Genomic DNA, 12,823 nt, shown 5'->3' on the forward strand with positions numbered 1-12,823 from the left:
GAGGGTGACTCAAAAGTAGAACGATCACCTCTCTCTAATGAATGAAAGACAGCGCGTTTTCGAGGATTTTTCTCGAAAACGCGCTGTCTTTTTCCTTGCCTTGCCTCTTTTTCAATCGATTTACCTCATCGCTACGGTTGTATTAACTAGTTTCCGGAGGTTATGTGCGGTGGCTGCCAGTCCGAACTCCAGAGAGGCCCCTTCGAGGCCAAGGAGCCGAAATCGCCGGAAGCCCCAATTGGACTTGATCGAGCCGAACACGGGCTCGACCTCGATCTTGCGTCTTGCTGCGATGGCCCTCCCGGTCCCGGATTCCAACTTCTCCTTCATGGCGCGTTTGAGCCGAAGCCATCTCGAGGAACGGCGCACCGTCTTCCGGGGCTTCTCGAAGGAACGCTCGGAACGGCGATGGCGGATGCAGTCATCGAGGAACGGGCAGCCGACACACTCGTCGCACACGTACACCGCTTGCTCGATGACAAACCCGGAACCGGTCTGTTGGCGACGGGTTCCGGAGCGTCGGAGTAGTTTGCCGGCAGGGCAGGTCAGCGTGTCGGTCGTTTCGTCGTGTGGCCATTTCTCCGTCACGAACGCGTCCTTCGCGTAGCTCCGTTTCTGTTCCTTGGCATAGTTGTTGTACTTGACGAGGGCATCATATCTTAGCTCATTCAGCGCGAGAAAGTTCTCCTCGGACCCGTATCCGGCGTCCGCGATGATCCGTTTCGGCCGTCGGCCGAGCGGTGCGAAGAAACGTTCCATCCCCTCGAGGTGTGGGACGAGGCAACGGGCGTCCGTCGGACGCTGATGGACGCTGTAGAAGAGGACGACCTGGTTCTCGGTCGCCATCTGGACGTTGTACGCGGGCTTGAGCTGGCCGTTCCTCATATGATCATCCTTCATCCGCATGAACGTGGCGTCGGGGTCCGTCTTGCTGTAGCTGTTCCGGTCGTCTCCACAGGTCGCGAGCTGCGTGGCGTAGCGCGCTTGCCGCTCGATCCACCCGTCGACCTGCTTGGCGGCCTTCTTCAGTTCCCGGTCCTTCGGCGCCTCGGCGAGGCGCTCGCCGATCAGTGCGCGTCCGAGCCCGAGTTTCTCCTCGAGCGTCTCCGGCATCTCCACGCTCTCGTTGCCTTCCTCGAGGATCTGGCGCATCAAGCCGTCGAACTTCTCCTCCATCTTGCGCTGGTGAGATTGGACGCCTCGTTTCCAGGTGAACGTGTAGCGGTTCGCGCGGGACTCGATCTTCGTCCCGTCGACGAAGTAGTCCTCGAACTTCACCTCGCCACGATCGATCAGGAGGCCGAGGACGGCGCGGAACACCTCCCCGAGCAGCGCGGCCATCGGTCCCGTCCGGAACCGGTTGATCGTGTTCGCGTCCGGGCTCTCGAGCGCGGCGAGCCACATCATCGGGAGGTGCTCGTGGAGAAGGCGCTCCATCCGTCGCCCGGAATAGACGCCGACGGCGTAGCTGTAGACGACGACCTTCGTCATCATTTTCGGGTGATAGCGCGGTCGGCCCATCGTCTTGCAGTGGGCGAGGAAAAGGTCCGCGTCCATCCCCTCGATGACGGCGTCGACGAGCCGGGCCATATGCTCTTTTGGTACATACTCGTCGAGCGTGATTGCGCTCTGACGGCGGTTCGTATTATAGTGACGGTAGAGGGCGGCTCCGGTCTGCTCTCGCATGGTCCTCATTCCTTTCATGGTTGTTTCGCAGCTCCATTGTACAAGGGATGAGGGCTTTTTTCATGCGCGCCAAAGGTGCGCGGCAGAGTGTCTCGGAAGAGATGGCAGAGCATAGAAAAATCCGACCGTCCCGAGAAATAAATCGGGACGGTCGGATTTTTTTGTTCAGACAGGGCAGGCATAGTCGCCGCTCGACTCCGACGGGAAGATGAAGCGCGATCAGCGCTTCAGTCAGGGACAGGCGAGACCCGGCACGGCCGCAGGGAGTGCGGTCCGGCCGCGGCTTGCGTCCCGCCCGCGGAAAGCGAGTGCGACGGAACTGCCCGTCACAAGGATTGATTGTGGAGCGACTTATGAGTCACCCTCTTTCATTTGCCTCCTGACCGGGAAAAGGAAACTGTTGACCGAAGTCTCTACGGAGAGGAGATGATTTCCATGAAACGGGTGATGGCGGCATTGCTCGCATTCTCGATGATGCTCGCTCCAGTCTCTGTCTCTTCCGAAGGCTCGTCGCCACGGACGGAAGAAGTGAAACAGCTGAAGTTGTCGAAGGACGACAAGATGATTCTCGGCGTTTGCGGAGGTCTTGGAGAATACTTCGGGATTGATTCCGACTGGTTCCGGGTCGGGTTCGTCGCCGCCGTCCTGCTCGGCGGAGCGGGGGTTGGCGGATATTTGGTGCTCTGGTTCTTCATGCGCTAGTCGAGTCGACAGAAAAGCAGTGCATGTATCGCAAAAAGAGATGACGCCGCGCGCCATCTCTTTTTGTGATTATTCATGTTTGGCGATCGATCAGCTGCAGCGTCTCTTTCCATGCCTTGAGGGGAGCTGCGTCAACGAGTGAACGACGTTCCGTCTCAGACTGTTCGATCGACTGGTCGAGCAGATGTGACCGGAGCCGTTCAGCGTTCGTCTCCAAATATGTCGATGCGGCATCGAGTATGCGTACACCTTCTGCTTCCAGATATCGTGCCGCTTCTTCTTTAGTCAGAGCAGACAGTTCGTCGCGGAGCGTCTCCTTCTCGTTACGCTCGAAAAAGGACTTCGTGTTCTTGAAAATCTTGTTGACAGGTCTGTACGGATCGACTTTTTTGAACGGACCGGAGAACGGCAGTCCGTCGAGCTCCGGGAAGTCGATCGGCGTCAAGTGGATCCCGGCATCGAGATCCATGACATGACCACGTTCTTCCTCGAAGCGCTCCCGGAGCTTGGTTTTGACCCATTCACCGATGCGGAAATGAGTCACGCGCAGTTCCTGCTCGAAGTCGAAACCGAGGAGGCCGAGCAGCTCGACGAGGGAATCCTCGAGCGCTGCAGCGGGCTTCTGATGTGCGAAGCGGACCGGATTGTACGCTTCCTTGAAGAAGTCCGGGTAACGATAATAGACGCGCTGCATCACGTAGTAAAGCAACTCCTTCAATTCCTGGCTCAATTCATTTGCGATCGTCTCCGTCCGAGGCACTGCGTAGCGGCTCTCGACATGCTGAACGAACTGCCCGATTTCTGCCATCCGTTCATCCTTGCGAAGAATGTTCGCCTCTGTCTGATGGATCAGATGGCGCAGGCGGTTGACCGCCTTCTCCGTCTCCTCGGCGAGTGACGCGACAGCGAGTGCGCGCAAATCGTTCGCAAGGAAGTCGAAGAAATCTTGCTCGAATGCCTTGAGCCCGGCGTGGTCCGTCTCCTCGCTGCGTTCGGTTAACGCAAGGAGGCTCGAGACGCCGTAGAGGCGCGGGAAGCGGATGCCGAATCGCTGGAGCTCTGAAGCGACATACCCGAGAACATCGCCGACCTCCTCGGCAGTCGATGCGAGATCGATCGCGTTGACGAGGAAGAACATCTTGTCGAGTTCGAACGCGTCTTTGACGCGACCGAGCTGGATCAGGAATTCGCGGTCCGCTCTAGCGAAGGCGTGATTGTAGTACGTCAAAAATAGGATCGCGTCAGCGTTCCGGATGTACTCGAATGCGACACCGGTATGCCTCGCGTTGATCGAATCTGCGCCGGGAGTATCGACGAGCGTGACCCCGAGACGGGTCAACGGGCAATCGAAGAAGAAGTCGATCACATCGACGAAGCAGCTTTTGCTCTCCTTCGCGACGAATGATTCAAAGTGTTCCCGGTCCACGACCAACGTCCTGCCGAGATCGTCCTTGACTTCCTGGTACCCTTCGCGGAAAGCTGCGATGAAAGATCGTTCCGTCAGGGCAGAATCTGCTTCGCGAAGAACGGCAGGGGCGATCTCGTATGCATCTTCGAGCGTCTTGATGTCGTAGCCGAGTGCTGTGAATGCGCGGACGATGTCCTCGGTCATCTGATCGGCCGTTTTCAGCTGGACATCCGCCGTATTGTGGCGATCCGCACCGGCCGGGCGAATCCGGTTGATCGATGCGGTCGTCGGGTTTGGTGATACAGGAAGGACCTTCTCACCGAGCAGCGCGTTGCAGAAAGAGGACTTTCCTGCGCTGAATGCGCCGAACAGCGCGATCGTGAATTCATGACCTGCGACCCGCGCCGATTTTTCGACCAGGTAGGAGACGGTATCCTCGAAACCGGGTGCTTTAGCGAGCAACTGGGAAATCCGTTTCGTCCGTTCCGTGACGATATCTGAATGGACATGGGTGACCGAAGAGGTCGGGGAAGCTTCGGCTTCGACGATCTGCTTTGATGCGTGTACCATCGAACTTTCGAACGGCCGCACCTCCATGTCGCGTTTCATCTCGGCTCTCCACGAAGCAAGCAGCATTCCCGCCCGCTCCAGTGCCGGTACGGATGGCTTGTCCGCTTCCGCCTGAAAGATGTCGTACGCCATCTTCCGCTTTTCATACTCGTCGAGGGTGAGGATCTTCTCGTCCAGCAGCCGGATTTTCTGGTCGAGTGACTCACGAAGCGATGCGCCGTCATTTCTAAGAGTGTTTCGCACTTCCTCACGCCATCCATTCGTCTCCTGGATGAACCAGCTGCGCGTCTCCTCAGACACCCTGTTCGCATACTGCAGGACCGATTCCGAGGTCAGGGTCATCCCGCTCGGCAGGGCGTCGTCAAGGACGTTTCCGGAAGGCAGGAAGGACAGGCGATCGATGTGGATCGAGGCCTCATCGGTCAGCCGTCCGATTTCACGGAGAGACTGCTTCATCAGCGAGCGAAGATGACCGGAGACCTGGGATTCCGTGATGGAGCGGAGGGCGCTTAGCGCAGCTTCCTTCCTCCGTGTTCGCTCCTCCTCCGTCTTCTTGCCGCTGAACAAAAGACCGACCTTGAAGTCTTGTTGGCGTGATTCGAGATACGACTTCAGCATTTCCCGTAACTCGTAAGGGATGAGCGTCGCGTTTTTGAGGAGGCGGAGACGGTGCTCCGTGAACGAAGCGACCCATTTGTCAGGATCGAGCAGTTCGCGTTCAGCTTTGAGTTTCTCAGCGCCTGTTCGCAATTCGTCCGGACGATCGAGCTCCTCTTGCGACAGCATCAATGAGTCCTTCGCGTCTTCAAGTGAGGAGACGAGCAGATCGACGTGCTCGTCAGACAGCAACTGAAGCGTCTCGCCTGCCGATTCGAGCAACCGGGGCTGCCGGTCGCGGATGCTGTCCATCACGATACGCTTTACGTCTTCGAACTCGTTGTACGGCGAATCACCGCGAAGGGTCGTAAAGAATATCCCCTTCGGCTCGACTCCCCAAGTCGAGAAGGATCGGTGGACACTTTTTTTGAACGCTTCGAATGACAGCTCTTCTTCCTGATGCTTGTCGATCTGATTGACGATCAGATAGAGGTGCTGACGATGACGAAGAAGATCTTTCGTCACATGGAAGTTCAGTTCAGATTGGACATGATTATAGTCCATCACATAAAAAATCAAATCCGCCAGATGAAGCGCAGACTCCGTCGAAATTCGGTGGGCGTCGTCAGTCGAATCGACTCCCGGCGTATCCATGACCGTCACGCCTTCAGGCAGAGCGGAGTCCGCGTGCCCGATTTCGATGCGGGAGACGGTCGCACCCTGGCGGCAGAGCGCCTTGACGATTTCAAAGTCATAATCCCCCTCGAGGCGTACCGGCAATTCCTCATGGAAATGGATCGTCGCATGCTCCGTATCGGATTTCGCGACCGTGACGATGTTCGCGCTTGTCGGAATCGGACTCGTCGGCAATAGCTGTTCCCCGGTCAGAGCGTTGATCATGCTCGACTTTCCGGCTGAGAAATGTCCGGCGAACGCGATGGTGAACTCTTCGCGGAGCAGCTTCTTCGCGAAGGAAGTCGCCTTCTCGAATCGCTCGTTGTCCGTGTCCTGCATCAATCCGGCCAGGATGGCGGTCGTCTCGAGCTGTGTTTTTAATCGTTCATCAAAAGATCGCATACATGTAACCCCTTTCGTACGCTTCCTAGTGTAGCATGTTCCTTGCCGGATTTGCAGTTTGTACGAACAAGAAAACCGCCCTCGGAACAGGGCGGTTCAGGCTTCCGGGACGATCAAGTCCATTCTGCGCATATCGGCTTTCGCAAGCCGCTCGAGGTGGAGCTTATAGAGGAACATGACGAACAGGTGGACGTTCGCCTGCGTCATCCTGTATACGATCCATGGAAGGGCAGGGACGAACTCGTGAATGGCGATGATGCATTCCTGCGTTCCGGGAATCTGCCTGAATTCGATGCGACCGCGACTTTCGTCCGCGACTGTCGCGAAGAGGCCTCCGGTGATCCGGTACATCGCGAACGCATCGTCCCTCGCCTCGACATAGGTCAGCTCGAGGAGTGGATTTTTGATCAGCGGAGCGAAAATCCTGCAATCGTTCGCCGCATCGATCTCCGTCCGAAGCAGCGGTTTTGCGTGTCCGAGCCACTCGACATATTCACGAGCTGCCCACCTTGCGTTCTGGTCGCCGGGCAGGATGAGGCGCTGGACGGACCTGACGTCGAGAACCTCGGGCCCATCATTTTTTTTCTTGGAGGACTTCTTCTCTTCCTCCTTCTTTTCCTCGTCAAGCGCATTCTTCGCTGCGTCCCTGAAGGACGTTCGCCCCTCGCTTATCCCCTCTACTTTTCGTTCTTCCTTCGCGACCATCGGATGGACCATGCTCTCGATCAGCGGATAGGCCGTCTCCTTTGGCGTACCTGTGACGAGGGTGACCCAGAACCTTGACAGCTTGACGGTCGGGAAGGGGAAATTGATGAGCAGCGGGTGCCTCCCCATTACTTCCGCCGTCTGTTCGATCATTTCACGGTATGTCATCGTCTCAGGACCGCCGACGTCGATCGCTTTGCCGCCGAGGTCGTCTCTGCCGGTGCTCTTCTCAAGGGATGCGATGACGTCCGGCAAGGCGATCGGGTGGGTTCGCGTTCTCGTCCAGCTCGGCAGGACCATGACCGGCAGACGTTTGACCAGCTTCGACAGGATCGGGAAGGAAGATCCCTTCGGACCGACGATCAGGCCGGCGCGGATCGTGGTGACCGGTGTGCCGTAAGCTGACAGCGCACGCTCGACCTCGAGCCGGCTCTTGAGATGTCTTGACAAATCAGATGAGTCGTCCGGGATGATGCCGCTCAAATAGAGAATTTGCCGAACACCGTTTGATTTTGCGGCGCGCGCGAAATTGTCGGCTAGAAGAAGATCCATGTCCTCGAACTTCCCCTGTGTCAGTTTGGCTGAAGGCATCATCGAGTGGACGAGGTAAATCGCGATCTCTGCGCCTTCGAGACCGCGCTTCGTATCTTCGAGCGAGAACAAATCGCAGGAGCGCCACGTGACGTGGTCCTCGTTCTCCTTGTCATTTCCGTTCCTTGATAATGCGATGATGTCGAATCGCTTCTTCAGCGCGTCAAGCAGATTGTGTCCGATATATCCCGTGGCACCCGCGAGCGCCACCGTCTTTCGTACGGTTTGTTCCATGATATAGTCTCCCCTCATCAATCTCATTGACTATTACCCGCAGCAGGAAAGGCGATAACGTCATAACTGCACAAGGATTCGGAAGGCGGGGCAGGGGGAAAAGGGGAGGAATGGTGTCGCCAAGCGTCAATCTGAAGAGGGTGGGGAGGAAGGTGGACAAGAAGGTGAGGTACCGGGATGCTCAGCACGAACGCCGCTGCCGTGCGCTTCTTAATCGTCTGAGTGTCAAGGACAGGAGCTCGAAAGCATTTCAAAGCATGATCTTCCTCGCGACGGGAAATTCGGAATTACTGCGCGTGTTCAGTGATTATTTTTTCCCGGAATCAGGAGAATTCTTTTTTCGTGAACTGCTCGAGGAGCGCATCGAGGATGAACGCATTCGAACGCTTCAGAAATTGCTTGTTCAACTTTACAATGGCAGGACGACGGTGACGATCATCGAAGTGATCGATGCCCTTCGCGAGGAGGAGGACTGGCTGGAACTTACTATACGAGCGATAGAGGTCCGGGCGTTCGGAATCGATGAAGCGTGACAGGCTCATACAAAACGGTGTTGCACGGGCATCACCGTTTTAATTTGGTGTTTTTTATGATTTTTCTTTAGTGAATTAATAGTTTTTTAGTGAATGATGATGAAATGAAAAAATAATGATAACATCCAACATTTAATTGAAACACTGCACATCTGGAAATAAGATGACATTATAAGGCAGATTGAGGGTAATTCGATTGGTATTTCGTTCGACATGCAATGTGCAAGGCATCATTCATACGGCATCAAGGGGATGAGGACATGGCATTCAAGGAAAACTTCTATTACCGATCTCCATTGTTCATCCAAAACATCCTGACTTCTCTGTATGGCAAGTACTTGACGCTCGAGCGATATGGTCCTGCGTACCGCGAGCGTCTCAACGAACTGATCGAGAAGGAAGGCCAGGAAATCGACTACAGGTCGGAACAATTGAAGAGACTGAACAGTTTTTTAGAGTTCTCGAAGCGGCACAGTCCTTATTATCGGCGTCTGTTCGATGAGATCGGACTGGTCTTGCCGCTTGACTCGCTCGAACAACTTCAAAATATCCCTGTCCTCGAGAAGGAGACGCTCCGCTCGAGAATCGATGAAGTGAGGACTGACATTCATGCTCCGGTCCTGAGCAAGACTGGCGGGACGACGGGGACGTCGCTCCAGGTCTACTTCACGAAAGAAGACATGCAGTACAGGATGGCGCATCTCGACTACTTCAAGGGGACTCACGGATTCAAAAAAGGGATGCGACGGGCGAGCTTCACTGGTCAGCCGCTCGTCTCGGACGGGCAAAGGACGAAGGTCTTCTGGCGATTCAACAAGTCGGTCAACCAACTGCTCTTTTCGATCAACCAGGTGAAGCCGGATACGATTCCGCTCTATCTCGAGCAACTGAATGCATTCGCACCTCAATCGCTCGACGGGATTCCGTCCGGCATGATTGAAATCGCGCGATATGCACGGGATCACGGCATCAAGTGTACGTTCACCCCCCTCGCCATCTTCCCGACGGCAGAGATGATCAATGACGAGGAGAGAGCGTTGCTCGAAGAGGTATTCCGGGCACCGGTCTACGATCAATATGCCTCTTCAGAAGGGGCGCCGATCGTCGCGGAATGCAAGTACGGCAAAAAGCACCTTCATCACGAAATGGGGATCCTCGAACGGGACGAAGCCACTGGCGAAGTCCTCGTGACGAGTTTCGATACACGTGGCACTCCGCTCATCCGGTACCGCATCGGTGACAGGATGACGTTCAGTGAGGAGACGTGTCACTGCGGCCTAAGTGGTCCTATCATCTCGTCGATCGACGGTCGGGGCCGCAGCTACCTCTACACGGATGATCAGCGAAAACTGTTTGAAGGGGACCTGACCAGTCTCGTGCGGTCACTTCCGAACTGCATCAAACGCGTGCAGTACATTCAGGAACGCGCCAATGAAATCATCTTCCTTTACGTGCCTGATCCTGAAAGATTTTCCGACGTTCATGAGAAGCAGCTCCATCACATGCTGAGCCGCTTGTTCGGACCCCGGATGCTGATCATCCTCAGGTCCGTGCCGGAAATACCGAAGGAAATCAGCGGGAAGACTTTGCTGATCAAGCAATATCTCAATTAAGCTTCACTCCACTTCACCACGATACCTTCCAAGTACGCACTTTCCCCGGAACAACCCCCTCTAAAAAACCGGCTACCTGGACGTCTCGGCGTCCGGGTAGCCGGTCTCTTTGTCAGCCGGTCATTTTCATGGATTCGAACAGCCGCCCTTTGTAAAGGTCGGCAATCCAGTTCAAAAATGGCTCGGACAGACGCTTCGGGAAGAAAGCCTTCGAATAGAGCAGACGGTAAGCCTGCTTCAGGTCATCCCACTGCGTGCAAGGATCAACTTGCCGGAACCTTGCGACGTCGATGATGCGAGTTTTTTGATCCGGAGTCAGGATGATGTTGCGCAAATGGATGTCAGAAGGATTGAGTCCCCGGTCTCGTGCTTCGTCGAGGGCTTGATCGACGGACTCGATCGCGCGGCTTGGAATCAGGGTGCCGGTGACGAGACAGTCGAACAGAGTCGTTCCTTCGATATATTCGATGACGATGAAATCCGAACCGGTGTGGAAGTGTCGCGCATAGACGGGAATCCCGGACAGTTGCTCATAAATCCCGCCCTCTTCCGATGCCAGGTTGTGGGTCGGAAAGAAGCGCTTCAGCACTTTATCGGTTCCGATGATCCGAAAGACGAACGCGCTGCGGCCAGTTCCGACCAATTGGAGCTCACGGGCGTGCGACACGACTTCGAATCGGCCTTCCTGATACGTCATCTCGATAGATTTTGATAGCGTGGAATAGTTCACCACGTCCTTCACTTCCTCTCTACCTTGATTATACGCAGAAACGAAGGAAATGTTTCACGGAATACTGTGTGATTTTTCATACCCCTTTTTAGGATGTAACGTGAATTGTGAGAAAATTTTTGATATGCTTTGAAAGCAAGGCAAAAATTTTTCATATCTGTTCGAAGGGGGAACATCAGTGGATACATTGAAGCAGTGGAAGACGCATTTCGAATCATTGAATGCTTATCAGGAGGCGGTGGCCCTCTTGTACTGGGATATGCGTACGCACATGCCGGAGCAGTCGGCCGGCAACCGCTCGAAGTCAATCGGCTTCCTGTCGACGGAGAGCTTCCGCAGAAAGACCGATGCTACATATCGTGACCTCTTGAAGCGGATGGGGGAGCAGGAACTCGAAGGTCTCGAGAGAGCATCTTACATGGAGGCTCATGAGTCATACGTCCGCGATTCTAAAATTCCGGAGGAGGAGTACCAGGAGTTCGTCACGCTCATCTCTGAAGCCGAGAGCGTATGGGAGAAGGCGAAGGATCAGGACGACTGGAAGATGTTCGAGCCGTTTCTCGAAAAAATCGTCGAGACAGAGCGCCGCTTCGTCGAGTATTGGGGCTACGAGGATCATCCATACGATGCGCTTCTGTTCGATTATGAGCGCGGAATGACGGTCGAGAAGCTTGATCACCTGTTCGGAGAATTGCGTCAAGCGATCATCGGATTGCTGAAGCGTCTTGAAGGCAAACGATTCCCGACACTCGACTGGTCACTTGGAAAAGCCGAACAGATGCGCTTGAACCATGAGTGGTTGAACGATATCGGATACGACTTCACGGCAGGCCGTCTCGACGAGACTGTCCATCCCTTCCAGACGACGATCAACCGGAAAGACGCACGGATCACGACGAAGTACGATGAGTCGGACTACCGCAACTCGCTGTTTGGAACGATGCACGAAGCAGGTCATGCCACTTATGAGCAGGGGATCGACCCGGAACTCGACTCTCTCGGACTGGGGGACGGCGCATCGATGGGCATCCACGAATCGCAATCCCTCTTCTTCGAGAACTTCATCGGCCGCAATCGCGGTTTTCTCGAGGCGAGGTTCAGCGGGCTGAAATCGACCGTCCCGTCACTGAAGGACGTCGACTTCGATACGTTCTACGCAGCGGTCAACGAGGCGAAGCCTTCCTTGATCCGCATCGAGGCAGACGAGCTCACTTATGCGCTGCACATCATCATCCGCTATGAACTTGAGAAACGCTTGATTTCCGGAGAGCTCGAGGTGAAGGACCTTCCGCAGGAATGGAACCGTCTGTACGGCGAATATCTCGGGGTGACCCCGCCTAACGATGCGAAAGGCGTTCTTCAGGACGTCCATTGGTCAGGCGGCTCGTTCGGCTATTTCCCGAGTTACGCCCTCGGACTCGTCTACAGTGCCCAGCTCAATGAAGCGATGCGTAAAGACATTCCTGAAATCGACACACTTATCGCGGAAGGCTCGTTTGAACCGATTAAAAATTGGCTAAAAGAAAACATCCATCGTCACGGGCGGTCGAAAACGCCGGCCGAATTGATCGAAGGGGCGACGGGAGAGGAAATCACGGTCCGTCCGCTCATCGCCTACCTCGAACAGAAGTATTCACGTCTCGTAGAGGCGCTTTAAGATGGAATGGTTCGCTCATAGAGGAGCGAGTGACCTCTATCCGGAGAACAGCCTCGAGGCGATCGAGGCTGCCATTCCTTTCGTCGAAGGGATCGAGTTCGACGTCCACTTCTCAAAGGACGGCATCGGGATGATCATTCACGACGAGACACTAGAACGGACGACGGACGGCAGAGGACGGGTCGTCGATCATACGTACGAGGAACTGAGGATGCTTGACGCCGGATTCCGCTTCAAAGGGGAGAAAGTCAGAACGGTCATTCCGACGCTCGACGAAGTGTACGCCCTCCTTGCGGGAACGCCGGTCAAACTGAACGTCGAGTTGAAGACGGATACGATTCGCTACGATGGGATCGAAAAATACGTCATCGACAGGGCGAAGGCGCACGGAATCGATTTCGAACGTTTGATTCTCAGTTCATTCAATCATTATTCGATTGCGAAAGTAAGAGAAATCGCCCCGGAAATCGAAACGGGGGTCCTCTATCCGTATCCGCTCTATAAACCGCACGAGTATGCACAGAGACTCGGAGCGAAGGCGATCCATCCGGATTACAGGCGCGTCCTGAAATCGGACGTCGAGGCCGCGCACGCGGCAGGCATCGAAGTGCGCGTCTATACGCCTCGGACGGAGGCAGATGTCCTGTCGATGGCAGGGATGGGAATCGATGCAGTCATCGTCAACGATCCGCGCCGTCTGAAAAAAGTTTTCGACTGAGG

General features: G+C 55.3%; 9 protein-coding genes. 5 read left to right on the forward strand and 4 right to left on the reverse strand.

Annotated features, from left to right (window positions below; all coding sequences use genetic code 11):
• Positions 1-120: 120 nt before the first annotated feature.
• Entirely contained in the window at positions 121-1,686 is a 1,566-nt protein-coding gene (locus tag DFG60_RS05750; protein ID WP_157964450.1) for an IS1182 family transposase, read from the reverse strand.
• 435 nt (positions 1,687-2,121) lie between these two features.
• Between DFG60_RS05750 and DFG60_RS05755 the strand changes: the two genes are divergently transcribed.
• Positions 2,122-2,388 (forward strand): PspC domain-containing protein, encoded by a 267-nt coding sequence (locus DFG60_RS05755; protein WP_232818640.1) that lies wholly within the window; start codon positions 2,122-2,124, stop codon positions 2,386-2,388.
• A 73-nt stretch (positions 2,389-2,461) separates the two neighbouring features.
• Here the strand turns inward: DFG60_RS05755 and DFG60_RS05760 are convergent, their stop codons facing one another.
• Both DFG60_RS05760 and DFG60_RS05765 read right to left on the reverse strand, forming a co-directional pair.
• On the reverse strand, positions 2,462-6,040 hold the full coding sequence (locus DFG60_RS05760; protein ID WP_114570795.1) for a dynamin family protein: 3,579 nt from the start codon (positions 6,038-6,040) through the stop codon (positions 2,462-2,464).
• 96 nt (positions 6,041-6,136) lie between these two features.
• Positions 6,137-7,570 (reverse strand): NAD(P)H-binding protein, encoded by a 1,434-nt coding sequence (locus tag DFG60_RS05765; protein WP_114570796.1) that lies wholly within the window; start codon positions 7,568-7,570, stop codon positions 6,137-6,139.
• A 152-nt stretch (positions 7,571-7,722) separates the two neighbouring features.
• On the opposite strand from DFG60_RS05765, the gene DFG60_RS05770 reads away from it, so the two are divergent.
• Together DFG60_RS05770 and DFG60_RS05775 are read left to right on the forward strand one after the other, a co-directional pair.
• Positions 7,723-8,103 (forward strand): hypothetical protein, encoded by a 381-nt coding sequence (locus DFG60_RS05770; protein ID WP_232818641.1) that lies wholly within the window; start codon positions 7,723-7,725, stop codon positions 8,101-8,103.
• Between the two features lie 260 nt (positions 8,104-8,363).
• Entirely contained in the window at positions 8,364-9,716 is a 1,353-nt protein-coding gene (locus tag DFG60_RS05775) for a phenylacetate--CoA ligase family protein (protein ID WP_114570798.1), read from the forward strand.
• Between the two features lie 112 nt (positions 9,717-9,828).
• On the opposite strand, the gene DFG60_RS05780 is transcribed toward DFG60_RS05775, so the two are convergent.
• Complete coding sequence (locus tag DFG60_RS05780; RefSeq protein ID WP_114570799.1) at positions 9,829-10,449, reverse strand: serine/threonine protein kinase; 621 nt, start codon at positions 10,447-10,449, stop codon at positions 9,829-9,831.
• 175 nt (positions 10,450-10,624) lie between these two features.
• On the opposite strand from DFG60_RS05780, the gene DFG60_RS05785 reads away from it, so the two are divergent.
• Entirely contained in the window at positions 10,625-12,103 is a 1,479-nt protein-coding gene (locus DFG60_RS05785) for a carboxypeptidase M32 (protein WP_114570800.1), read from the forward strand.
• 1 nt (position 12,104) lies between these two features.
• Positions 12,105-12,821: a glycerophosphodiester phosphodiesterase gene (locus DFG60_RS05790; RefSeq protein ID WP_114570801.1), complete on the forward strand. Its 717-nt coding sequence runs from the start codon at positions 12,105-12,107 to the stop codon at positions 12,819-12,821.
• Positions 12,822-12,823: the final 2 nt, after the last annotated feature.

The organism is Exiguobacterium flavidum (assembly GCF_003344535.1).
GTDB classification, from domain to species: Bacteria; Bacillota; Bacilli; order Exiguobacteriales; family Exiguobacteriaceae; genus Exiguobacterium_A; species Exiguobacterium_A flavidum.